The organism is Sulfitobacter sp. L-8 (assembly GCF_056859255.1).
Map to the genome: position 1 here is coordinate 158862 of NZ_JBSXOD010000053.1, position 25489 is coordinate 184350.

20 protein-coding genes and 1 pseudogene are annotated in these 25489 nt (G+C 53.8%); 17 read left to right on the forward strand and 4 right to left on the reverse strand.

Annotation, left to right across the window (positions count from 1 at the left end):
• Positions 1-369 precede the first annotated feature (369 nt).
• The 3 genes from AC13DE_RS14100 to AC13DE_RS14110 form a co-directional block, all read right to left on the reverse strand.
• Complete coding sequence (locus tag AC13DE_RS14100) at positions 370-747, reverse strand: hypothetical protein (RefSeq protein WP_446296449.1); 378 nt, start codon at positions 745-747, stop codon at positions 370-372.
• A complete protein-coding gene (locus AC13DE_RS14105; RefSeq protein WP_446296448.1) occupies positions 747-1061 on the reverse strand; it encodes an ElaB/YgaM/YqjD family protein in 315 nt (104 codons plus the stop codon). Before AC13DE_RS14105 ends, AC13DE_RS14100 begins: the two co-directional genes overlap by 1 nt.
• 141 nt (positions 1062-1202) lie before the next feature.
• Positions 1203-2012, reverse strand: coding sequence for a response regulator (locus AC13DE_RS14110; protein ID WP_483048191.1), 810 nt, complete (start codon positions 2010-2012; stop codon positions 1203-1205).
• Positions 2013-2118: 106 nt separating this feature from the next.
• On the opposite strand from AC13DE_RS14110, the gene AC13DE_RS14115 reads away from it, so the two are divergent.
• The 4 genes from AC13DE_RS14115 (at position 2119) to AC13DE_RS14130 (ending at position 5029) form a co-directional block, all read left to right on the forward strand.
• On the forward strand, positions 2119-2271 hold the full coding sequence (locus AC13DE_RS14115; RefSeq protein ID WP_446296446.1) for a NepR family anti-sigma factor: 153 nt from the start codon (positions 2119-2121) through the stop codon (positions 2269-2271).
• Complete coding sequence (locus AC13DE_RS14120) at positions 2271-2828, forward strand: RNA polymerase sigma factor (RefSeq protein ID WP_446296445.1); 558 nt, start codon at positions 2271-2273, stop codon at positions 2826-2828. Before AC13DE_RS14115 ends, AC13DE_RS14120 begins: the two co-directional genes overlap by 1 nt.
• 22 nt (positions 2829-2850) lie before the next feature.
• A complete protein-coding gene (locus tag AC13DE_RS14125; protein ID WP_483048192.1) occupies positions 2851-4572 on the forward strand; it encodes a histidine kinase dimerization/phosphoacceptor domain -containing protein in 1722 nt (573 codons plus the stop codon).
• A gap of 301 nt (positions 4573-4873) precedes the next feature.
• A complete protein-coding gene (locus AC13DE_RS14130; protein WP_483048193.1) occupies positions 4874-5029 on the forward strand; it encodes a hypothetical protein in 156 nt (51 codons plus the stop codon).
• Positions 5030-5052: 23 nt separating this feature from the next.
• On the opposite strand, the gene AC13DE_RS14135 is transcribed toward AC13DE_RS14130, so the two are convergent.
• The gene (locus tag AC13DE_RS14135; protein WP_483048194.1) at positions 5053-5604 is read right to left on the reverse strand and encodes a cupin domain-containing protein; all 552 of its coding nucleotides are present in this window, start codon (positions 5602-5604) and stop codon (positions 5053-5055) included.
• A gap of 253 nt (positions 5605-5857) precedes the next feature.
• Between AC13DE_RS14135 and gabT the strand changes: the two genes are divergently transcribed.
• The 13 genes and pseudogenes from gabT (at position 5858) to AC13DE_RS14200 (ending at position 25488) form a co-directional block, all read left to right on the forward strand.
• Positions 5858-7177, forward strand: a complete 1320-nt coding sequence (gene gabT, locus AC13DE_RS14140; protein WP_483048436.1) for a 4-aminobutyrate--2-oxoglutarate transaminase — start codon at positions 5858-5860, stop codon at positions 7175-7177.
• A 361-nt stretch (positions 7178-7538) separates the two neighbouring features.
• On the forward strand, positions 7539-8498 hold the full coding sequence (locus AC13DE_RS14145) for a TAXI family TRAP transporter solute-binding subunit (RefSeq protein WP_446296698.1): 960 nt from the start codon (positions 7539-7541) through the stop codon (positions 8496-8498).
• Positions 8499-8623: 125 nt separating this feature from the next.
• On the forward strand, positions 8624-11392 hold the full coding sequence (locus AC13DE_RS14150) for a TRAP transporter permease (RefSeq protein WP_483048195.1): 2769 nt from the start codon (positions 8624-8626) through the stop codon (positions 11390-11392).
• Positions 11393-11559: 167 nt separating this feature from the next.
• Complete coding sequence (locus AC13DE_RS14155) at positions 11560-12678, forward strand: carbon-nitrogen hydrolase family protein (RefSeq protein WP_446306367.1); 1119 nt, start codon at positions 11560-11562, stop codon at positions 12676-12678.
• 78 nt (positions 12679-12756) lie between these two features.
• The gene (locus tag AC13DE_RS14160; protein ID WP_446315568.1) at positions 12757-15495 is read left to right on the forward strand and encodes an aminotransferase class I/II-fold pyridoxal phosphate-dependent enzyme; all 2739 of its coding nucleotides are present in this window, start codon (positions 12757-12759) and stop codon (positions 15493-15495) included.
• 13 nt (positions 15496-15508) lie between these two features.
• Positions 15509-16978, forward strand: a pseudogene (locus AC13DE_RS14165) (biotin carboxylase); the annotation flags it as partial.
• 18 nt (positions 16979-16996) lie between these two features.
• On the forward strand, positions 16997-17968 hold the full coding sequence (locus tag AC13DE_RS14170) for a C45 family autoproteolytic acyltransferase/hydrolase (protein WP_446295951.1): 972 nt from the start codon (positions 16997-16999) through the stop codon (positions 17966-17968).
• Between the two features lie 120 nt (positions 17969-18088).
• On the forward strand, positions 18089-18736 hold the full coding sequence (locus AC13DE_RS14175) for a paraquat-inducible protein A (protein ID WP_289082332.1): 648 nt from the start codon (positions 18089-18091) through the stop codon (positions 18734-18736).
• 11 nt (positions 18737-18747) lie between these two features.
• A complete protein-coding gene (locus AC13DE_RS14180; protein ID WP_289082331.1) occupies positions 18748-19353 on the forward strand; it encodes a paraquat-inducible protein A in 606 nt (201 codons plus the stop codon).
• Positions 19346-21430, forward strand: a complete 2085-nt coding sequence (locus AC13DE_RS14185; protein ID WP_446295952.1) for a PqiB family protein — start codon at positions 19346-19348, stop codon at positions 21428-21430. The genes AC13DE_RS14180 and AC13DE_RS14185 overlap by 8 nt, the downstream gene beginning before the upstream one ends.
• A gap of 3 nt (positions 21431-21433) precedes the next feature.
• The gene (locus AC13DE_RS14190) at positions 21434-21997 is read left to right on the forward strand and encodes a PqiC family protein (protein ID WP_446312785.1); all 564 of its coding nucleotides are present in this window, start codon (positions 21434-21436) and stop codon (positions 21995-21997) included.
• Positions 21998-22236: 239 nt separating this feature from the next.
• A complete protein-coding gene (locus tag AC13DE_RS14195; RefSeq protein WP_483048196.1) occupies positions 22237-24369 on the forward strand; it encodes a polysaccharide biosynthesis tyrosine autokinase in 2133 nt (710 codons plus the stop codon).
• 120 nt (positions 24370-24489) lie between these two features.
• Positions 24490-25488 (forward strand): hypothetical protein, encoded by a 999-nt coding sequence (locus AC13DE_RS14200; protein WP_483048197.1) that lies wholly within the window; start codon positions 24490-24492, stop codon positions 25486-25488.
• Position 25489 lies beyond the last annotated feature (1 nt).

The following is a 25489-nucleotide window of genomic DNA, read 5'->3' on the forward strand; positions in this document are numbered from 1 at the left end:
TAGTTGCTATTTGAAGACATCCAAAGGAGGTACAGTGGTATCGTTCCACATCTTCGAGAATGATGCATTTGTCAGGGGGGGATGTGATTGACATTCTCCAGGACTATTTTGGTGACTTCACTGAGCTTACTATTACCGTCGCGGATTCATTGACTAGGCTAGCAGATGGATTGCGAACCAGCGCTGGCAACCGTGTCGCAATATTATCAGGTACAAAAGTTCAGATTTCAGAGTTTTTTTCGTTTTACACACCCAGTCGCGATATCGCCTATGTGATCTTGGAGGACGGTCAAAAAGGCCTGTTGCAAGCAGCGGATTCAATTTCATACGTTCATCGCCCCTTTACAAACGAGAGCCTTACCGCTGGGATCAAAAGCGCGCTTTCTTACCTGCATTCATGCCATTGATGAACGCGGTGATCAGGCCGAGCAGCCCACCGATACCGCCTGCCATTTGAGCAGACTGAGCGGCCCTGGCCTGCAAGGCGGCTTCGTATCTTAGACGTTTTTGGGTTCGTATCCGGAGAAGCATAAGCGAGAACATCATCAAACCGATGCCGAAAAATGCGCCCCCGATGATGAGACACGCAACAATTGCAGTGGTTACCGTAAGCAAAAATAACCACGCAGCGCTCGCCAGGAAAATACCACCGACAGCAAGGCAGATAAAGGACGCAATCCCGATTGCCGCCGTTCGGGCTGATTGGGCTGCCCGAATGGCAACCCTATCTGTAAGTTGATCAATCATTAACGGCGTGCCGCGACGAGCCCGACCAGAAAACCGATACCTGCGGCAATACCTAACGCAGTGGCGGGTTGTGTACGAAGAAACTCTTCTGCAGATTCCTGCGCTTCGGCAGCTTTGACCCGACCTGTATCGGCCAAGCCCTGCGCGGTGGATTTAGCCTGATCCGCTGCGGCGCGACCTCGCGTTTTGCCAAAGTTGGTCATCGCTCCGGTCAATTCAGCGATATCGTTTTTCAAAGTAGCAAGTTGAGAGGCTAGTTCCTCAATCGAGACTTCCTTGTTTGCAGCAATAGTAGACGTTGCTTCTTTGGCCATTCCAGTCTCCTTGGATAATTATCGGTTACTAACGCATGTTAGCCTGTATGGTTCCCCCTGCATAGGCAATGGAGGCGGGTTCCACGCATGGTCACGCCGCCGAGCGCGACCATGAAACAGGAGGGGCATGCGTTATCTGGTTTATGTATTCAGGGTCTCTGTCGACGAAAAGAACATGGCTTGTGAAACGGCCGATATGACCCGATCCACCGTATAGGGCTTGGAAATCAGGAAGGCAGGTTCGGGTTTGTTACCTGTCAGCAGGCGTTCGGGGAACGCGGTGATGAAAATAACCGGCCGCAGGCCGAGTTCACCCATCAAGTCGTTAACGGCGTCGATACCCGAAGAGTTGTCAGCGAGCTGAATATCGGCGAGGATCAGATCCGGTACATCGGATTTGCCAAGTTTCACAGCTTCGTCGCGTGTCCGGGCGATGCCTGTGACCCGATGCCCCATATCCGCAACAATTGATTCAATATCCATTGCAATGATAGCTTCGTCTTCGATAATCATCACCGAACCGGCCACGTTGTCCGCCATTTCGCGACGTGCAATTTGAACCAGCTCGCTGGCTTCTTCCTTGTCGACGCCAATAATTTGACCAACCTCTTCAAAGGAGAACCCTTCGATCGTATGTAGCAACAACGCTTCGCGGCTGTGGTTTGTCAATTTCGCAAGATGCTTTTGCGCTTTGGCACGAAGACCGCTTTCACCCTCTTCTACAGGCGCACCGGCGCTCGCCCATATGCCGTACAGTACCCGGAACACGCCGGTACGTACGTCTACGCCATCCAGAACGGACCGGTCCGTCAAAATCGCTTCAAGCGCCGCCGCTGCAAATGCATCGCCACTTGACTGACTGCCTGTCAGTGCACGAGCGTATCGACGGAGGTAGGGAAGGCATTGGCCTAGCGCGTCACTGACACTTGTCGTTTTTGCCGCATCGGTCATTTATTTTCGTCCTTTTAAATAATTCTGGAACCAAACCCCTTGAGTTTGAGTTTGGTTCCACATCATGTGTTGTAAATCAAGTAAAGAGAAAGCAGGAATCTTGTTCATGCACCCAAATCAAAACGATGAGCGAGAGCGGTTTATCGACGAGAACCTACGCCGCGTCTACGACGAAACGGTGGAGGAAGGTATTCCAGACAAGTTCAAAGACCTGCTTAATCAGTTGAAAGAGCAAGATAAGAAAATCGGTAGAAACTAATGAGTGTTTCAGACCCACGGGATCAGTTGGTAGTGCACCTGCCGGCTATGCGGGCGTTCGCGATCAGTTTGACGCGAAACGGCGCAATCGCTGATGATATGGTTCAGGATACTTTGGTAAAAGCTTGGACCAATATCGATAAATTCCAGGTAGGGACCAATATGCGTGCCTGGTTGTTTACCATCCTGCGCAACACTTATTATTCTTCGCGTCGCAAGGCCAACCGCGAGGTGGCCGACATTGATGGGGTGTTTACTGAGAACCTTGCTGAAAAGCCCGCGCATGACGGGCACATGCAAATGTCGGATTTCAGAAAAGCGTTGGGAGAGTTGAAAGACGAACAGCGCGAAGCATTGCTGCTGGTCGGTGCGTCGGGTTTTTCTTATGAAGAAGCGGCCGAAATGTGTGGCGTAGCCGTAGGGACGATCAAAAGTCGCACCAATCGGGCACGCGCGCGGATCGCTGAACTCATGGGTCTGCGCGATGATGAAAGCTTGGAAATGACCGACGACGCGACAATGTCGGTGATTTCATCATCCAAAGTTTCTTCTTTCTAACCATGACCCCCGGTTTTTAACTATGACCTCCGGCTTTTTGAGCACCAATGTTTTTCGGGGTCTGGCGTTTCGGGTGCTGCTGTTTCTGTCGCTTGCTCTATTGCCCATTGGGCTGATTGCCGTTGTTCAAACCCGCGAAATCGCGGATCAAAACCTGTCCAACGCCGAATTGTCCTTGCTCGCCATCACCGAGCAGGCTTCGGCGTTGCAAAGTAATGCTATTCAAGAAGCTTTTGGTGCCGCCGATGCCCTGGCGTCTATCGTCAATCTGATAAAGGATGATGACGTTTCTTGCAGCGCTTTCTTGCGCGAATATCAAGAAACTTCGGACCTCTATACCGTTATCAGTTTTATTCAGCCCGACGGAAAACGTGAATGCGTCTCATCGGGGATACCGGATGATGTATCGCGCCGCGAAGTATTCATGAAGATGATCCGCGAAAAAGAGAGAATGGCCAGCATCGTCATGAATCCGATGCAAAGCAAGGAACCCGTTCTGGTCGTGACCAACCCCCTTAAGGTGAGTGGAGAACTGATCGGCTTTATCAATATGTCCATTCCCGAAAGGATGTTGGCGAAAGTTGCCAACCCCGAGATCAAGGTACCTCCCGCAGCGATGCTGACGTTCAATACGCAGGGCGAAATCCTGACCACCGAAAACGGTCGGACGGTGGCGGAAAGCGAGCTTCCGTCTTTTGCTGCTTTGAAATGGTATGTCGGACAATCCGGCCGGGTTTTTCGTGATGTGAACCAAAGCGGCAAGGAACGCGTCTATGCCGTTTTGCCGATCGTGCCGGGGGTCGTCTACGCGATGAGCGTCTGGCCCACGGATTCTTCGTTGCTCAAAGCCGGTTCGACAACTGCGCTTAGCCTGTTTTTGCCGGTCGCGATGTGGATTGCGAGCTTGATCGTGGCTTTTTGGGCGCTGAACCGGTTGGCAATCAAGCACATAGGCAAGCTAAGCCGGCAAATGCGCCATTTTGCGCTGAACCGAACATTACCCCGTACGCCGCTGGGCGGCGTGGTTCCCACTGAGATAGTCAACATGGAGCAGGCATTCATCGGAATGGCTGAATCTATTCTGCGGGATGAAGCGAAGCTGGAAGATAACCTAAGACAGAAAAACATTCTGTTGAAAGAGGTGCATCACCGGGTCAAAAACAATCTGCAACTGATATCGTCGATCATGAACATGCAAATTCGCCAGGCGTCCACCCAGGATGCGAAGCGGGTTTTGCAACGCCTGCAAGACCGCATCCTGAGCTTGGCCACAGTACATAAAAGCCTTTATCAAAACGACAGTTTGACGCGTGTCGATGGGGGGGCGCTGACCAACGAGATCGTAAATCAGTTGCTGAGCGTCGGCTTGCCGTCAGGATCCAGTGTAAAGATTATTCAGCATTATGAAGCTATCCAACTCGATCCTGACGATGCGGCTCCGTTAACTTTGCTGGTGTCCGAGGCCATAACCAACGCCATGAAATATGTTACCCTCGGCGAAGACGCGAATTCCTTCATTGACGTGAACCTCGCCTATACGGGGGCAGAGTCAGCGAAACTGATCGTCAAGAACACCACCGGAGGAGGTCAGGATGAAGTGGGAACCGGGTTGGGCTCGCGATTGATCAATGCTTTTTCGCGTCAATTGAACGGGCAGGTGGAGACCAACGAAGAAGACGGCATTTACACACTTTGCGTTGAATTCCATGTCCCGCTTCAGTCAAAAGAAGTTTATGATTATTGAGTTTGTTCACGTTTTCGTATGCGTGGGAGAGATCAAAAATATTTAGGATCTGTTAATTATTGCCACATCATCTGTCAAATAACCTCCCGCTATCCTGAAGAACTACGAAATTTCCTTTGGATTCAGGGAGTTTTATTGGTGTGCTGGGGGCTCCGGATATGTCGTGCGACGCAACTTATGGATGTGTGGCGGCGTTTCTGGGTGTGACATCTGTGCATTACGGATGAAACGTCGATGGAACGACATCGCGAGTACGCCGTTGAGCTTGTGAACGGCGAAACACCAAGCACAGGAGGCGACAATGGCAGCAGATCTTTTTCTTAGTTCTTCCGTAATTTTGAGCGTGGCTGCACTTGCCATTGTTTCACTGACTACTTCGCGCGGACGTAATCAGGATCGGCAGCGCGACCACATACAACATAGTACCGAAGACCCCGGCGACGAAACAAAAGAATGACGGCGAGGTTGTAGCAAGCAGTTCTAAAAACTGGGCGGGGTGCACGCGCTTACCACGATACAGGTTTCTTTGGCGGTATTCCGGAACCGATGCGGCAGGCGGCTATCGAACATATATCCGTCGCCTGGTCTTAACGTTTCGGCTGTATTACCGACGGTAACTTCGATTTCGCCGGAGATCACGATGCCGGCTTCCTCACCTTCATGGGTTATAAATTCCGGGCCAGTATCCGCGCCGGGTGGGTATGTTTCGTGCAGCACCTGTAGTGAATGTTGTTCGGCATTGCCCAACTGACGCAGTGAAACCTGCCCATGCGAGGTCGGGGATATTTTGGTGAACTCGTGCTCGCGGTAAAATACTTTGCTGGTTTGCGTATCTTCCAACGTTGAAAAAAACTCTGCCATGCTGATGGGAATCGCGTCCAGAAGGCTTTTCAAAGACGCAACCGATGGGCTGGTTTTGTTTTTCTCAATAAGAGAGATGGTCCCGTTGGTAAGCCCGGCTTTGGCTGCCAGTTCTCGCTGTGAGAGGCCGCGATCTTCGCGAATCGATCTTAGCCTTTGACCTATATCCATGCCGGCCCCCGGTAAATTTCTATTTGTCTCTTATCGCGTATCTGTGTGCGATCACAGGCAAATTTTGCTGTAGGTTTTTCGCGGCAATAGCGATTCAAAGAAATGCAATTGACAATTAAATTAAACGAAATAATAGGATTTTAAACGCGCGCCTGCGTTTCACACAAAGGATTTGTATATGCCTAGCACTGTCAAGAAGCAGCCCCGTAGGGACACTGCAAAGAAAACGGCAAAAAGCACGATCGTGCCCGATATGCTTGATGCAAACATGGCTTTGGAAACCAACGCGCAATTCATTGCACGCCGAGAGCTTGCCGTGCCGCGTGGGGTTGCGTCGGCTGCGCCGATCTACGCGAAGTATGCGGAAAATGCCGAGCTTTGGGATGTTGAAGGCAATCGCTATATCGACTTTGTAGGTGGTATTGGCGTGTTGAACACCGGCCATCGCCACCCAAAGGTCATCGCCGCGGCCAAGGCGCAAGAAGATCACTATACCCACACCAGCTTTCAGGTCGTGCCCTACGGCCCCTATATAGAACTGGCTGAAAAGCTGAATTCGCTGGCACCGGGCGACATGCCGAAAAAAACGTTGCTGGTCACTACCGGTGCCGAAGCGGTCGAAAACGCGGTCAAGATCGCGCGGGCTGCGACCGGTCGGCCGGGTGTCATCGCCTTTACCGGCGGGTATCACGGGCGCACGTTGCTGACCTTGGGTATGACGGGTAAAATCTCTCCTTACAAAAAAGACGTTGGTCCCTTCCCGTCCGATATCTTCCGCGCGCCTTTCCCATCGCCTCGCGACGGGATCACGGTCGAGGATGCGATCACCGGTCTTGAAAATCTGTTCCTGACCGACGCACAGCCTGAACGTGTCGCCGCCATCATCATTGAACCCGTATTGGGCGAAGGTGGATATACCCCGGTCCCATTCGACATGATGCACCAGCTGCGCGAGATTTGCGACAAACACGGCATCATGCTGATTGCCGACGAGGTGCAGGCGGGTTTTGGTCGTACCGGTAAATGGTTTGCGATCGAACATTCCGGCGTGGTGCCCGACCTTATTACCGTCGCAAAGTCGATGGCGGGGGGCTATCCGTTGGCGGGCGTCATCGGTCGCGCTGATGTCATGGATGCGATGATCCCTGGCGGCTTGGGTGGAACCTACGGGGGCAACCCGGTTGCCTGTGCCGCTGCGCTTGCTGCAATCAACGCGATCGAAGACGAAGACCTGTTGGCGCGTTCGACAGCTATGGGTGAACACCTCAAGGCACGGTTTGCCGAAATCGGTGCCCGCGCCGCGCCGTACCGTATGTGGGATATCCGCGGGCTTGGCGCTATGGTCGCCGTTGAATTCGTCACGGACTTTGACAGCGCGAAACCAGACGCGGATTTTACCAAGCGCGTGATAGCCCACGCACTAAAGCAAGGCTTGCTTTTACTTAGCTGCGGCATGCAAGGCAACGCGGTTCGCGTGATGGTGCCCCTTACCGCCTCGGACGAGATTGTTAACGAAGGCCTGGCGATCTTCGAAGCGGCTGTTATGGCTGCGGTCGCAGACGAAGCGAAGTAAGTCTGATCGACAAAACCCGAGAGCGCAAAGCCATTCTGAGCGCTCTCGGCCATGCCGGTGCGCGGTTGCGCACGCACCCCCGATTTGCCGACCCCTAGCAAAGCTTTGCTAGGGTGCTATGCCGTGTAGCCCCCCATAATGATCGGGTGCCCGACGACGAAAGTATCGCGACGGGGTTTTTTGTGTTGCCTCGCGGGGCGGTGGCAAACCGTCACGATTTACGCGGTCAACACCCAAAACTGGCGGCCTTCGCGAATAAATAGCCTTGTTTTTACTGGACATATCTGCGTTCCTTCTAGCTATGAGAAAGGGCACTCGCGCGGAAAGCGAGCGCACCACAATTATAATTGGGAGACATCAAATGGCTATTTTCAAGTCAATCGCTATCGCTTCTGCGCTCGTCGCGGGAACGGCGGCGACAGCACAGGAAAAGTTCATCACCATCGGGACCGGCGGTCAGACCGGCGTTTATTTCGTCGTGGGTCAGTCGATCTGCCGCTTGGTCAACCGGGACAGCGCCAAGACGGGCCTGAAATGTACTGCCCCTTCCACCGGTGGTTCAATTGCAAACATCAACGCGATCAAGGCTGGCGATATGGATATGGGCGTTGCCCAGTCTGACTGGCAGTTCCACGCCTATAACGGGTCGTCGCAGTTCGAGGGCGATAAGTTCGACAAAGAACGTGCTGTATTTTCGGTGCACTCCGAACCCTTTACAGTCATCGCACGCGCAGATGCAGGAATCGAAAGCTTTGATGACCTGAAAGGCAAGCGCGTAAACGTCGGCAATCCCGGTTCGGGCCAGCTTGCTACCATGCAGGTTGTTCTGGATGCCAAGGGTTGGTCGATGGATGATTTTGCTTTGGCATCCGAGCTGAAGCCCGCAGAACAAGCGGCTGCTTTGGGCGATAACAAGGTTGACGCGATCGTTTATACTGTGGGCCACCCCAACGGGTCGATCCAAGAGGCGGTGTCCACCGTTGATGCCAAGCTGGTGCCGGTTGAAGGCGAAGCGATCGACAAACTGGTCGCGGACAACCCGTTCTATGCCTATGCGACCATCCCAGGCGGCATGTACAAAGGTACCGACAACGATGTGAAGACCTTTGGTGTGAAAGCGACATTTGTGACGTCCGCCGATGTCGACGATGAGGTCGTGTACGAGGTGGTGAAAGCTGTGTTCGACAACTTTGATCGCTTCAAGAAGCTGCACCCGGCCTTTGAGAACCTCAAGGAAGAAGACATGATCAAAGACGGGCTTTCCGCACCGCTGCATGATGGCGCCGTGAAGTACTATAAAGAACGTGGCTGGATGGAATAATACCACCCATCACAAAAACAGCGAACGCAACATTAGCTTTGCGTTCGCTGATTGCGACGAACAGCGCAATAAGACCCTAGAATAATACGCACCTGTTAAAATACAGGGCCGCCGAGGGGATGATAATGCACGAAAATGACCGATACAAAGCCGCTACCGTCGAGGCCGAAGCCGCCGGAAGAGGCGGCTTGAGCGAGGCAGAGCTGGATGAGCTTGTCGCCTCGTCTGACACAGGCGGCAGGTCAGCAATGGGTGCAGTCGGGGTGTTTTTGGCCCTCGTCGCCCTTTCATGGTCATTATTTCAGCTATGGATTGCGTCACCGATCCCGTTTGCATTGGGTTGGGGTGTTTTCAACGACACTGAAACCAGGTCGATTCACCTTGCCTTTGCCGTTTTCCTCGGGGTCACAGCGTTCCCCGCTGCCCATACGAAATGGCAGATGGGGCTGGGGATAGCCGTACCAGTGATGCTGGCATATCTGTTCATGGTAGGCGCAAAGGACGGCACACCGACATGGTGGATTCCGCTTGTCGCAATTGCCGTCGTGGCGACGGTGGTACTGGGTTCACCCAAGGACCGCATACCGGTCTGGGAATGGCTGCTTTCGATTATCGGCGCGGCCTCGGCACTGTATATTTTCGTGTATTACCGCGAGATTTCAACCCGTGTCGGTGCCCCGACAATGCAGGATATGGTCGTTTTCGTTATCGGAATCATGATCCTGCTCGAGGCGACCCGTCGGTCGCTTGGGCCTGCGTTGACAATCGTTGCCTCGCTGTTTCTTGTGTACAACGTTCTTGGCCCGATGATGCCGGATATCATCGCACACAAGGGCAACTCGCTTTCCGAGATCGTGAACCACCAATGGATCACGACCGAAGGCGTGTTCGGCATCGCGTTGGGGGTTTCGACGTCTTTTGTTTTCCTGTTCGTCCTGTTCGGCGCGTTGCTGGATAAGGCAGGTGCGGGCAACTATTTCATTCAGGTCGCGTTCAGCTTGATGGGCCATATGAAAGGCGGACCCGCAAAGGCAGCGGTCGTATCCTCGGCTATGACGGGGCTGATTTCAGGATCGTCCATTGCGAACGTGGTCACCACTGGCACGTTTACGATCCCGCTGATGAAAAAGGTCGGTTTCAGCTCTGAAAAGGCGGGCGCGGTCGAAGTGGCATCGTCGGTGAATGGCCAGATCATGCCGCCCGTGATGGGCGCTGCGGCGTTCTTGATGGTGGAATACGTGGGTATTCCCTATTTCGACGTGGTCAAACATGCATTTTTGCCTGCCGTCATTTCATACATCGCCCTGGTGTACATTGTGCATCTAGAAGCGCTCAAAGCCGGCATGAAGGGTCTGGAACGGCCCTATACCCCAAAACCGATCATCCAGCGCTTGCTGGTATCCGCCTTCATCGTTGCCTGCATATCGGCGCTGAGCCTGGCGGTCTATTATGGCATGGGGTGGCTGCGCCCCGCGTTTCCGAACTCTGCGGGCTATATCATCTTTGCCGCACTCACGGCTGTATACATCGGCTTGCTTTATATCGGCTCGCGAGAAGAACCGTTGGTGTTGGACGATCCGAATGAACCGGTCACCCGCCTGCCCTTGCCGGGTCCGACCGTGCGATCCGGTTTGCATTTCATCCTGCCTATCGTCGTATTGGTCTGGGCATTGATGGTGGACCGCCTTTCACCTGGCCTATCCGCGTTTTGGGCGACCACCTATATGGTGTTCATTCTTCTGACCCAACGGCCACTGATGGCGATGTTCCGTGGCGAAAGCCGTTTCGCCAACGATGTCGTTGCAGGCGTCAAGGATTTGATCGATGGGCTGATCGTAGGCGCACGCAACATGATCGGCATCGGCATCGCCACTGCGACGGCAGGCATCATCGTGGGGGTCGTCAGCCAAACCGGGGTCGGTTCTGCCTTGGCCGATGTGGTCGAAGTCCTGTCGGGCGGGAATATCCTCGCTATTTTGTTCCTGACAGCAATCCTGTCATTGATCTTGGGAATGGGCCTGCCGACGACTGCGAACTACATTGTCGTATCCGCATTGCTGGCACCCGTCATCGTGACGCTGGGACAGCAGAACGGGCTGATTGTTCCGTTGATCGCGGTGCATCTGTTTGTGTTCTACTTCGGCATCATGGCCGACGTGACGCCGCCTGTGGGCCTTGCCAGCTTCGCCGCTGCGGCGGTTTCGGGGGGCGATCCGATCAAAACCGGTGTCGTCGCCTTCTTCTATTCCCTGCGCACCGCTGCGCTTCCGTTTCTGTTCATCTTCAACACCGAACTGTTGTTGATCGACGTGACGATCGCCCAAGGGGTGTTCGTTTTCATCATCGCGACATTCGCAATGCTGTTGTTTGCAGCCGCCACCCAAGGGTGGTTCTTGGCAAAAAACCGATTTTACGAAACGATTGCCCTGCTGTTGATCGCCTTCACGTTGTTCCGACCGGGCTTCTGGATGGACATGGTATTCCCGCCCTTCGAAGAAGAAGCTCCGGCCGCCATCGTTCAGGCGGCTGCTGAAACGCCGACGGGCCAGGACCTGCGCATCAGGGTGTCCGGGGTCGGCGATCTGGGGGACCCGATAGAGTTCGTTTCGCTTTTGCCGATCGGTGGCGGCGCCACGGGTGAAGAGCGGCTCGAGGCAGCGGGTCTCGCAATGCGCACCGAAGGTGATCGCATGTTCATAGACGATGTGGCCTATGGGTCGCCGGCACAAGCTGCGGGCCTGGATTGGGATCAGAAAATCCTGCGGGTTCTCAAACCGGTCCCAACACCCAGCAAATACTGGATGTTTATTCCTGCCTTGCTGCTTCTGGCATTGGTGGTCATGCTTCAACGGGGGCGCAATCAACGCGGCACTTCCAGAACCGTGACGGCGTAACTTAGTCCTGTGTGCATATCTCTCATAGAATCCGTGCAAACAGAGGTGGCCTTTCCACCAAGTCACCTGTTTAATATTCCCAACGATGGGCGTATGGACCCGTCAAGTTGGGCGTACGGAGGGAGCATTTCCTGTCAGTTCCGCCCTTTTGGACGGAGTGACAAGTTATGACACCTTTTGCGATTGCCGGCGTACAGATGTACGTGAGTGCATTGGAATCCAATGTCGAGGGAATGATCCAGCGGTTGGATATTCTTATGGCGCGTTTCCCCTGGACCCAAATGGTCCTGTTTTCGGAACTTACGCCGTTCGGTCCGCTTGACCGCTTTGCGTTGCCACCAGAAAATGAAACCCTCGAGGTGTTTCAGGCAGCCGCGCGCAAGCACCGCGTCTGGCTGATCCCCGGGTCGATGTTCCTGAAAAACCCTGAAGACGGGCGTGTGTACAACACTGCCGTCGTGATCAACCCCGAGGGCGAGATTATTCGCCGTTACGCCAAGATGTTCCCGTTCCGGCCCTATGAATCCGGTATCGCGGCCGGGACGGAGTTCTGTGTCTTTGATGTGCCCGAGGTCGGGCGGTTTGGCCTGTCGATCTGTTACGACATGTGGTTTCCCGAAACCACGCGTCAGCTTACCAGTCAAGGCGTCGAAGTGTTGTTGACGCCGGTGCTGACCGGTACCACCGACCGCGACGCAGAGCTGGCAATCGCACGCGCAACAGCGGCGCAGTTTCAATGTTATGTGTTTGCGGTGAACGGTCTGGGTGCCGGGGGTGTGGGAAAATCCCTGGTGGTCGATCCCACGTCGATGGTTTTGCACCAGTCGGCCGGACAGGAAGACATGTTCCCGATCGAAGTCGATCTGTCGATGGTACGCCGGCAACGCGAAACGGGGATGAAGGGGCTTGGCCAGGTTCTCAAGTCCTTCCGAGACCGGTCAACGGACTTTTCGATTTATGACCGGAGCAGCGGCACAGATGCCTACCTGAACACGCTGGGGGCGCTTGAAATCCCGCATCAAGGGACACGCGCCGGTCTGCACGTAGACGTCCCGGCCCGACATGTGCCCGATGCCCCGGCCTTCAAGGGTCAGGGGGCCGTGCCGGGTATGGTTCCCGTTCAACCGGCATTTGCGCCGGAACCGCTTCCCAATCCCACAGCAGGTACAGCAGCGATCGAAGAAGCCACGCCTGCACCTTCACCCGCAGTCCCACCTGCGGCTACGCCAAACCCACCCGTAAAGCCCGACACTGTGTCGGGCAGCGGACCGACATCCAGCGGCTGATGCGCTGACTTCTGGCCTGACCGCGCCTTGGTCAGGCCCCAGAATGCAGCGGTTCAAGCCCCTAGCGGAGTATGATTGATGCATTCTATGAACGACTATTCGTCGGCAATTCAGCTTAGATCTGATCGGTGGAGCGCGCTGCGCGAGGCCTCAAGCGCACTGACGCGGGACATCACCCCAGAGAAAACCAAGGTGTTGCGCGAACAGTGCACGGCTTTGTTCGCCTCGCTTTCGTTGATTGAGCCCTACTGGGCCTTTCCAGGGATGCCGGCGTTTGAACATCTGCAACGGATGCTGAACCACAACAGCTTTGATGACATGTCATTTGCCGTCAATCGCATCACCCGCGCCCTGACCACTGGCGCGTACCGGCGACGGTCGATCCCCCTGGAGCGTGACAGCATTGATCACGATGAGCATGACGACGAAGCGATGTTGTCGCCCGAAGCACGCGCCCTGACCAAGCCCTATTTCGAAGTGCTGATTGTCGATGATGTGAACGATCAGCAAGAACGTTGGCTGAAATCCAACGTGACGCGCATGCGTCGCACCGAAGACCCGTTTCATTACGAAGCGGTGGTGGTCAAATCCATAGAAGACGCGTTGATCGCGGTGTTGTTCAACCACAACATTCAGGCCATCGTCGTGCGGCCAGGCCTGACGCTGAAATCCAAGATGGATGAAACGATACTCGTCCGATATTTGGCCCGTGCCGGCGGTCAGGAAGAAATCGACGCGCTTCAACCCGAAAACTATGGCCCTGAACTGTGCCGGATGATCGCCAAGGTACGCCCCGAGCTCGACGCTTATCTGGTCACCGAAAGATCGGTCGAAGACATTGCCGGTCTTGACTTGGGGATTTGTCGCCGGGTGTTTTACAATCAGGAAGATTTCATGGAGCTGCACCTGAACATCCTTCGTGGCGTTCAGGCCCGCAACAAATCGCCGTTCTTTACTGCGCTTGTTGAATATTCCAAACAGCCCACGGGTGTCTTCCACGCCATGCCGATCAGTCGCGGCAAATCGATCACCCGATCGCATTGGATTCAGGACATGGGTGCGTTCTACGGACCAAACATCTTTCTGGCAGAAACCTCGGCGACATCGGGCGGATTGGACAGTCTGCTGGAACCGCACGGCCCTATTAAGGAGGCACAGGAACTGGCATCGCGGGCATTCGGGTCCAAACAGACGTTCTTTGCGACCAACGGCACCTCGACCTGTAACAAGATCGTTGTGCAGGCACTGGTACGCCCCGGCGACATCGTGCTTGTCGACCGCGACTGCCATAAATCCCACCATTACGGGATGGTGCTGGCCGGTGCGCAGGTGTGTTACCTTGATAGCTATCCACTGAATAAATATTCGATGTATGGCGCGGTGCCGCTGCGCGAAATCAAGCACCAGCTATTGACGCTTAAAGCCGCGGGCAAACTGGATCAGGTCCGCATGCTGCTGCTGACCAACTGTACCTTTGACGGGCTTGTGTATAACGTCGAGAGGGTGATGGAGGAATGTCTGGCGATCAAGCCCGACCTTATATTTTTGTGGGATGAAGCATGGTTTGCATTTGCCAGGTTCAACCCGACATACCGCCAGCGCACCGGCATGAACGCCGCCAATACCCTGCGCGAAAAGTTCAAATCCGCTCAGCATCTGGAAGCGTATGAAAAGCAGCAGAAAACACTGAAGGACGCAGATGACGAAACGCTGTTGAATACGCGCCTGATTCCGCCGCCGAAATCGCGTGTCAGGGTGTACACGACGCAATCGACACATAAAACGCTGACCTCGCTGCGGCAGGGGTCGATGATCCACGTCAATGATCAGGATTTTAAAGGCGAGGTCGAACAGTCTTTCCACGAAGCGTATATGACGCATACCTCGACATCGCCAAACTATCAGATCATCGCGTCTTTGGATGTGGGGCGGCGTCAGGTCGAACTGGAAGGCTTTGAATTTGTCCAGCGCCAGATCGAGGCGGCTTTGTCGATGCGACGTGCGATAGCGGACCATCCCCTTTTGAACAAATACTTCAAGGTGCTGACTGCCGGTGACATGATCCCGGAAGAATACCGTGAAAGCGGGGTGACCAGTTATTATGATCAGCAACAGGGCTGGACTGACATGTGGGACTGCTGGGAGAATGACCAGTTTGTTCTGGACGCCAGCCGCGTGACGTTGCTCGTGGGTGGTACGGGCTGGGACGGTGATACATTCAAGACCGATATCTTGATGGATAAATACGGCATCCAGATCAATAAAACCTCGCGCAATACCGTGTTGTTCATGACCAATATCGGTACCACGCGTTCCAGCGTTGCCTACCTTATCGAAGTGCTGGTCGAGATCGCGAAATCACTGGATGACCGTCTGGACGACGCCAGCAAGATGGAGCGTCGGTCGTTCGATAACCGCGTTGCCAACCTGATGGAGAACTACCCGCCGCTGCCGGATTTCAGCCGCTTTCACGAAGCGTTCCGCAGTGATAGCATCACTTCCGAAGGTGATATCAGAACGGCGTTTTTCCTGGCTTACGACGAAAAGAACACAGATTACCTTGAGATGAACGGATCGCTGAAAGATGCGATGGATAGCAACCAAACGGTTGTATCCGCAAGCTTTATCATCCCCTATCCGCCCGGCTTTCCCATCCTTGTCCCCGGACAGGTAGTAAGCCAGGAAATCCTGTCGTTTATGCGCGCTTTGGATGTAAGCGAAATACACGGCTATCGCCCCGATCTGGGGCTGCGTGTCTTTACCGACGCGGCGCTAAAGCGGGTGCGCAAGAAAAACCTGTCGTCTTCACCAGAATAAGAAAAGCAAAGGACCCAATATCATGGCAACGACTGTTCTCAAGAATATCTCGGAAATTCGTCGGTTCTTTCACCGCAACGAAGACCCTGTGTACTTTATCTCGGCCACTAACTTTAACCTGTTGGGCCTTGATGAATGGGTGAAGAACTTCAAGTATATCTGCTATATCGACTGCTACGGCGGCAAACACCCCAATGTGTTCTGCCCGTCCGAACAGCCACACGCTGAATTTCAAAGCATCGAAGATATCAACAACTATCTGTTGCAGCACAAGGAAGTCATCGACTTTATCAAGCGGCGCGGTGGGAAGCCCAAATTCGTTTTTCTGATGTTCGATGAAGAAACCGAACGTCTGTCGAAAGAGCTGGGGGCGGATGTCTGGTTCCCCAAGGCCAAGCTGCGCCAAAAGATGGATAACAAGATCGAAACCGTGCGGATCGGCAACAAGGCCGGTGTGCCTTCCGTGCCGAACGTGCTGGCCGAGGTCAAGGATTACGAAGACCTCAAGAAGACCTGCGAGAAGGCCGGGATCGGCCATGATCTGGTGCTGCAATCCGCCTTTGGCGACAGTGGCCACACGACGTTCTTCATCAAATCCGAAGCAGACTTCCGCCGTCATGAATCCGAGATCGTCGGCGAGGGCGAGATCAAGATCATGAAGCGGATCGACTGCCGCGGTTCCGCGATCGAGGCTTGCGCCACCAAGGAAGGCACGATCGTTGGCCCGCTGATGACCGAATTGGTCGGGTTCAAGGATCTGACGCCCTATCGCGGGGGCTGGTGTGGCAACGAAATCCTGTCGACAGCCTTCCCGCCCAAGGTTCGTCAGAAAGCGCGCGAACTGACCTATAAGTTCGGGGAACAACTGCGCAAGGAAGGCTATCGTGGCTATTTCGAGCTGGACTTCCTTATCGACAAAAAAACCGGTGATATCTGGCTGGGCGAGCTGAATCCGCGCATCACGGGCGCATCGTCGATGACGAACCACGCCGCATTTGCACATGCGGATGCGCCGTTGTTCCTGTTCCACCTGCTGGAATTCAGCAAGAAAAAGTTCGATCTGAACGTGGAAGAGCTGAACAACCGCTGGGCCGACCCCGAGATGATCGATGGGTGGTCGCAAATGGTCATTAAGCATACCGACGACAGCGTCGATATCTGTACCGAGGCACCTGAAACAGGTATCTACAAGATGCTCGAGGATGGTCGCGTGGTTTTTGACCGGTTTGACTATCACCGCCGCGCCGTTGAATCCGAGAACGAGGCGTTTTTCCTGCGCATCCTACAACCGGGTGACTATCGCTATGAAGGGGCCGATATCGGTATTCTTGTGACCCGTGGCAGGTCAATGACGAAATCTTTCCAGTTGAATGAACGGGCGAAAAAGTGGATTCACGGAATCAAGAGGTCGGTCAACGGACGTCCTTTGCCCGTTGCCGAAGCTGGTCCAGCCTTTTCTGACCCGGCGTTTAAAATCCTGTAAGCACCGAAAGGGCAGCTCATGCTGTGGCGTGCCATTTCAGAAGATCTGCCCGGTCCCAAATGGGCCGGGCTTTTCGCCGAATATTGGCCTCACTACCGAAGATGGTGGTTGAAGGAGGGTGAATCCGCACGCCCGACATTTGCGGAATGCCGCCGGGCGCTGAAGACCCATATGCCGGAAATCGTGCCGTTATACGAAGATCTGTGCGAACAGGCCGGCGGCGGCGATCATGCTGCGAGGTTTCTGAGCTTTTATTGCCCGCCCCCATACCTATCAGGATGCAGTCAGGCGATTTGGGGCGGTAAAGAGCCGGTCATGGTGCGGAACTATGACTATAACACCAGCGCATTTGATAGCCTGCTGTTGCATACGGCCTGGCAAGGTCGCAAGGTCATGGGAACGTCGGATGGGCTGTTCGGCCTGGTGGACGGGGTGAACGACGCTGGTTTGTCTATCTCGTTGACGTTTGGCGGGCGGCGGGTCGTGGGTGTCGGCTTTGGCGTTCCGCTGATCCTGCGCTATGTACTGCAAACCTGCGAAACAACTGAACATGCCAGCGCGGTATTGGCGCGCATGCCAACTCACATGAGCTATAATGTCACGGTGCTGGACCGAAAGCGCAAGTATCTGACCGCGTTGATGGCCCCTGATCGGCCAGCCATCATCACCAATGCCTCGGTTGCGACGAACCATCAGGAGAATGTTGAGTGGATCAGTCACGCGCGGTTCACAGCCACCGTCGAGCGTGAACGGTATTTGTTGCAGCGATTGCGTTTTCATCGCGATTCGGAAGAGAAATTCATCAGCGCCTTTCTCAAACCGCCGCTGTATTCCCATGCGTTCAATGCTGGTTTCGGCACGCTTTACACCGCCGTATACCGCCCCAGAAAGCGACAGATGGAACTGCGGTGGCCGGGTACCATATGGCCACAGCGACTGGATGCGTTTGACGAAGGTTCGCGCAAAGTGTTGCTGCCCGGAGCCGCCTGAGAGCACGAATGCCGCGTCCTAGAGAAAATGCGAGGGTTTTCGTTGAGATCAACGGTTACGTGACAGCCTGAAGGAAAGAAAGCGATACACAGTGCTGCATCCATAATTTATGATGTGGATATGAAAGACACCGTTGACCACGAATTGGCTATCCCATTGGCAGATATTATTGTCTGCCCTCAGTGCGATGCCGTGTTTCATCTGCAGGTCCCCGAAATCGGTGAAAAAGCAGTTTGTCAGCGATGTCATACTGTGCTGATCGCACCAAAGCGCAAAGCCGGGTTGCAGATCATCGCGATAGCGGTTGGCATCTTTATCCTGCTCATCGGTGCGACATTCTTTCCGTTTCTCGATATTGATGCTGCCGGCAATAAAAATTCGGTCTCCATCCTGGACGCGGCCCTGGCCTTTGCGAACGGACCGATGATTCTGCTGGCTTTGGTGACCGCGGCGCTGATCATTTTGATCCCCTTGGTACGCGTCATGCTTACGTTGTATGTGCTGGTCCCGATCGTACTGGACCTGCCGCCGGCACGGCACGCGATACAGGCATTCCGGGTATCAGAAGCGCTGCGGCCTTGGTCTATGGCCGAAATATTTGTGTTGGGATGTGCAGTCGCTTTGGTTAAAGTCGCCGATCTTGCTACTGTGGGTTTTGGCCCTGCTTTCTGGATGTTCAGTGCGCTGGTTGTACTTATTGTGGCGCAAGAAAGCTTTATGTGTAAATGGTCGGTATGGAATTCACTGGAACACCCCAAAAGATCCTGAGCGCGCGAGAAATGGGTATCGTTGCCTGTACCCGATGCACAAAGGCCTGGCCTTTGGGCACGCAGGTCTGCGGGCGGTGCGGGCACAAGATGGTGTCGCGCGATTTTCAAAGCCTACAAAAGGTGTGGGCTTTATGGCTGGTGGGCTTGATGTGCTATATCCCGGCCAATACGTATCCCATGCTCAAGACCAAAACGCTTTTTCAAGTCGATGAGAGTACGATTATCGGAGGCGCGGTAGAGCTGGCGCAGCACGGTGCCTACGGGGTTTCTTTTATCATTCTGGTGGCATCTGTAGTGATCCCGCTCGCTAAATTCTGGGCCATTGCCTATCTGGCGATCAGCGTGAAAACCCGGCTCCCTGCCGGGAACCATTCTCGTCAATTGATGTACGAGATCGTTGAATATATTGGCAGATGGTCGATGATTGATATCTTTGTGGTTGCGATTTTGTCTTCATTGGTGCAACTCAAGACACTGGCGACAATCAACCCCGGCCCTGCGAGTATGTTTTTCGCCCTGTCTGTCATATTTACCATGCTTTCCGCGCAGGCGTTCGATTCCCGCTTGATCTGGGACCAAGAAGCCAAGGATAGGGGATCACGACAAGATGTCTGAAACACCGCCCGACGTGCAGGTCAAATCTGCACGCAAGATTTTTTTGAGCGGCACGTCCATCGTTTGGCTTATACCCCTGTTGGCGTTGGTCGTTGCCTTGGGCGTGGCTTGGAACAGCTATAATGCGCGCGGACCCGAGATTTATATCGAATTCGACAAAGGGGCCGGGATCAAGGCGGGTGAAACCGAATTGCGCTATCGGGATGTAACAGTCGGACGTGTGGAATCCGTCGGCTTTACCGAAGATCTGAGTAAGGTCTTGGCAACCATCCGAGTGAGCAAGAGCGTAGCACCGTATATAGACAGCAGCGCAGCCTTCTGGGTGGTCCAACCAGAGGTATCGGCCCGCGGTATCAGCGGCTTGGGTACAGTTTTAAGTGGCGTCTATATCGAAGGCTCCTGGAGCGAAAAGCCAGGCCCGTTTGCGAACCGGTTTTCAGGGTCAAGTTCAGCCCCCTTGATCCGGGCCGGTGAGTCCGGATTGCAGATTGCCTTTCGCACCGTAGGCAACGGGCAGCTTACGGATAACGCCCCGATCTTGTACCGGGGTATCGAAGTCGGTCGAGTGGGCAAAGCCGAGATCGCACCAAAGGGTAATTTTGCGATCGTCGAGGCATTGATTTACGAAGAACATCGCAACCTGATAAACAGCTCGACCCGTTTCTGGGACAGTTCAGGCTTTAGCGTGAGCATCGGACCTGCCGGAGCCGAAATTGACTTCCAATCACTGGCGACGGTGATCGGCGGCGGGATTACATTTGACACATTTGTTTCCGGTGGCAATCGCGTCCAGGACGGAACCGTATTCGAAGTTTTCGCGACCAAGGAAGATGCGCGATCTTCGGTTTTCAGCGCTTCCGAAGTCGATCCGCTGAAGCTTAGCGTTGTCTTCGATGACAATGTATCCGGCTTGGCAGTAGGGGCCCCGGTCGAGCTGAGCGGGCTGAACATCGGCGAGGTCGAATCCCTGTCGGGTATTGTCGATTATAACCAATTTGGCGACAGCCGCGTGCGCCTGAACGTGACGCTTTCGATCCAACCCGCCCGTTTGGGTCTGCCGGGCGATGTATCCGCCGCAAGCGCTCTTCGGTTTCTTGAAGACCGGGTGTTGAATGGCCTGCGTGCACGACTTGCCTCGGCAAGCCTGCTGACGGGCGGTCTGAAGGTGGAGTTCGTGGTGGTTGAAGACGCCCCTTCGGCGCGGCTTGTGGAATCCGGGGACAACTTTCCCATTATGCCGACAACCGCCAACGAAACATCCGATGCCGCGGCTACGGTCGAAGGGGTGTTTACGAGGATCAACAACCTCCCGATCGAGGAACTTCTTAACAGCGCCATCGGTCTGATGAACTCGGCGCAAGCCCTAATCGGTAGTGATGATCTTCAGCAGACGCCTCGCGATGTTCGTACGTTAATCAATGAGGTAACCGGATTAGTCGCTTCTGACTCGGTGCAGAACATCCCGGTTTCGCTGAACGCGACCTTATCGCGCGTCGAAATGCTGGTCGCCACACTTGAGAAAGAACAGATGGCGAAGCGGCTGTTGGATGCTGTAGATTCCGTTTCAGAGGCTGCCCAGTCTTTCACTGTGTCCACCGAAGGTGTTCCGGATCTGATTTTGGAGATCCAATCGGTTGCTGAAAAGGCCAGTCAACTTGAACTTCAACAGCTGGTCGATGAGCTTACTGCTTTAACCAACTCGGCAGATCAAGTCATCGGTACACCTGATGCAATAGCCCTGCCGGGAGCGTTGAAAAACGCGCTGGACGAACTAAATTATACGCTTCAGGCGCTACGAGAAGGTGGCGCAGTCGAGAATGTGAACCGGACATTGGCTTCTGCCCGAAACGCCGCCGATAACATTGCCGTATCTGTTCAGGATCTGCCGCAGATTGTCAGTCGCCTATCGACCTTGTTCTCACAGGCGAGCCGGACAATCGAAGGTTATGACAAGGGCGACGAAATCAGCCGAACAGCACAAGAAACCATGCGTGATATTCAAAAAGCGGCCGATGCACTTGCATCTTTAGCGCGCACCATTGAACGTAATCCTAATTCGCTCTTGCTGGGACGATAGAAAATGAACGTTGTTAAGAATATACTTGGTCTTGGTCTTGTGCTGGCGTTGACAGCGTGTGGAACCACTGACCGTTTCGCAGTGGATAGTCCTCAGGTTACCGAAAAGATCAATATTCGTTTTTCCGCAGTCGAAGTGCGGGATGTTTCACTGCCAACCTATGCGGCTGATGACGAGATCCATATCCTGAAAAGTAATGGAACGATGATCAGTTCCGCCGATCAATTGTGGGCTGACTCTCCCGAACGTGCTGTGGCACTTGAATTAAGCGAAAACCTGTCGCGTCTTACGGGGCGACGAATAGCATCAGAGCCATGGCCATTCGAGGCATATCCAGACGCGCGCCTTGAAGTGAGATTCAGCAAGTTGATTGCGTCAGAAGCAGGGCAATTCAACGCGTCAGGTCAATATTTTGTAGCCGTTATGAACGGCACGCAAGAACGGTCTGGATTGTTTGACTTGTCGGTTCCGTTTGACCCGAAAGGCGGCGCAGCTAATATCGCTGCGGCCAGAGGTCAGCTAATCCTTGATTTAGCAAGCTTCATTGCGCGCAATGGGTTAAAATAGGAAAACTAAACTTACCAAGTTCAGCTTATATGACATAAAAAGCCTTCGGAATAAATAAAGTTACTATGGGATTTGGAAAAGCCAACTGCTGACTGGAAGATAATTGTCTTTTGAATTAGTTTGCTTTGGTTGGATTTTTTTTCGACCCGAGCTTGCACCCATTTGTGCAGGCCCGGTGCCGATCTCGATTGCACAGTTACATAGCCTCAGTTTGGCAACGATTAGCGGACCACCACAATATGATGAACCAAAGCCAGAAAAACTTCTCTCAGGCACCCGCCGAAGATGACGACACGATAGACGTCGGCGCTTTGCTAGCGACGCTCTGGCGGGGAAAATGGCTCATTGCTCTCGTCACGCTCGCGTCGATGCTGTTGGCAGGATATTACGTTTATGGTGTCGCTGTGCCCAAGTATCGTTCCACTTCAGTGGTCGTTCTTGAAACCAAAGAAGACAGCGTGGTCGACCTCAAAGCCGTAGTGGGCGGCTTTTCCGGTGATTCCACCGAAGTGAATACCGAAGTCGAGGTTATTCGGTCGCGCGGCTTGGTAGGGAAGGTGGTGGACCGCCTGAGCCTTGTAAACGATCCAGAATTTAATGTAGCGCTAAGGGAGCCTTCCCTCATTGGTTCCACGTTATCCCGTATTCGCACGATCATGGGCCTTGGTCAGGATACTGACATTGCGTTAGACCCTGAGTTGGAAAAAAACCGCGTCAAAGACAGCGTGGTTGCCGCGTTGTTGGATAGGGTATCGGTCTCAAATGTCCGTCAAAGCCTTGTTTTTAATATCACGGTGGAAACCGAATCGCCTACGAAGTCGGCGCTGATCGCGAACACGATTGCCGAAAGCTATATACTCAACCAAATCGAAGTGAAATTCGAAGCGACTGAAAAGGCAACTGCCTGGTTGAGCAACCGTGTGTCCGAGCTCCAGATAGAATTAGAAACCGCAGAAAAGAAAGTTTCGGAATTCACGGCCCAGACCCAACTGGTGTCGATTGAAGGGCTTCAGGCATTGGAACGGCAGATCAAGGAGCTGCGTTACCGCATCGACGGCGCAGCAACGACACAGGCAGAGACCGAAAAACGTCTGAATGACCTTAACTCTGCCGAGACGCCGGAGCAAAAGCTGGCGATCGCTCAAGACTCGACGCTGGTCAGGATTGCGAGCGGTGGATTGGATTCCCAAGAGAAGCGTGCCAGCTTCGATGCGCGATATGAGGCTATTGTCGCGCGCGTCCAGTCTGAGTCGATCCGAGCAAGCCAACAATTGGCAGCCCTTAAAGCCTCAGAAACCGAATTGGCAAATCAAATCTCCAACCAAGGCACGGATATGATCGCGTTGCAGCAGCTTACGCGGGAGTCGGAAGCGACTCGTTTGCTTTATGAATATTTTTTGACACGTTTGAAGGAGACCTCGGCGCAAGAAGGCATCCAGAAAGCGGATAGTAGAATGCTTTCAGGTTCTGTTGTACCAGCAAACGCAAGCGCACCCAAGAAAGCGCAAATTTTATCTCTTGCCATGATCTTAGGGATTATGATCGGTTCAGGTCTGGTTCTCTTACGCGAATTCCGCACCAGTACCTTCCGCACCGCTAATGAACTTGAGCAGTTCACCGGCTATACTGTTATCGGCCAAATTCCGAAGATGCCGGCACGCCACCGTACGGATACTTTGACGTATCTCTCCGAAAAACCGACTTCGGCGGCGGCGGAATCCATTAGAAATCTGCGGACGTCGTTAATGTTGTCCAATCTCGACAAAAAGCCGCAAGTGATCATTTCGACGTCCTCTATCCCGGGGGAAGGTAAGACTACTGTTTCGCTATCTCTTTCAAAGTTTCTATCCGGGTTGGGGAAATCGGTTCTATTGATCGAAGGCGATATCCGTCGCCGGACGCTGAACGAATACTTCCCCAGCCTCCCGCATACGGGCATAGCCTCGGTTTTGAATGGCGACGTGAAATTTGCCGATGCCATTCACCGGCCGGCTGGGTTCGAAGCGGATGTTCTGACCGGCGAAAAGACCACGGTAAACGCCGCTGACATCTTTTCTTCGGATAGGTTCAAGTCGTTCATAGAGCAAATGCGCAGTGAATATGATTTCATAATCATCGACACACCGCCGGTGTTGGTGGTCCCTGATGCACGCATTATTGCCGAGTGCGCTGATGCTATTCTTTTCTCGGTAAAATGGGACAGTACAAGTAAGGCGCTCGTGGAGGAATCGATGCGGTTCTTCCACAATTCAAACCAGCGTATCACCGGTTTGGTGCTGAGCCAGATCGATGAAAAGGGAATGAAACGTTACGGATATGGTGGCGATTCAGGTGCTTATGCGGCGTATGGAAAAGGCTATTACGACAACTAGGTTTGTCGCGGCCATCAATGGCTGCCTAAAAATTGCCTTAAACTTTCCACTGCAAGAACATAACGGTGCCTCGGTCTTCGCTGATCCTTATCTGGAATCAATCCGGGTAGGGTCGTCCAAGTGTCATATATCAAAGAAACAGTAACGGCGGTGGGTACGCTCGCCTGTGCATTGGCAATCGGGTACGTTATGCAAAGTTCGGAAGCCGCAAACGCGCTTTACGGAAATGCAAAGTCCGATCGCGAATTGCGTTCTCTTGACGCCGAAACCTCTATGCTCGTGGTAAAGGATATAACGCTCACATCGGCGGAGTTTACCGAACCGACTGAGCCTATGTTGGACGACAGCTCGAATGAAACCACTGTCCAACCCGCGCCTGATGACACCGTGCATTTGTCCAATGACACCACGTCGGCTCTGTCAGAAATCGAAGAAACCTCTTGTGAGATTTCTGCGAAGGCGCGTCCTATGGCAGCCGCGATGGTTAACCTCACGTTAACGGCCCCCTGCCTTCCGAACGAACGGGTCACGGTGCATCATAATGGAATGATCTTTACGCAGACCACGTCGAAAACCGGGTCTCTTAGTATTGACGTGCCTGCGCTGGCTGAGACCGCAGTTTTTGTGTTTGCTTTTGGAAATGGCGATGGCGCGGTCGCTCAAGCCAAAGTCGAGGATCTTACCGATTTCGGGCGGGTCGTGTTGCAATGGAAAGGTGACACGGGGCTTCAAATCCATGCGTTGGAATCCGGTTCCGACTATTCTGGGGCCGGCCACGTCTGGAGCGGCCAGCCACGAAGCATGGCGGCAGCAATTACCGGAGAAGGCGGGTTTATCACCATGAATGGCGATCTGGATGCGGTCGAACCGCTGGTTGCAGAGGTATATACCTTCCCCGCAGAAATGGAGAGCCGCGAAGGCGGCGTGAAGCTCACTGTTGAGGCCGAAGTGATTCAAGCCAACTGCGGTACCGAAATAGAAGCCAAATCTTTTGAACTACGAGGTCGCGATCAACTGGTCACCCAGGATTTGTCACTCGCCGTGCCCGATTGTACCGCTTTGGGTAGCTTTCTTGTGTTGAATAATCTGCTCCAAGATATGAAGGTTGCGAGCAACTAAA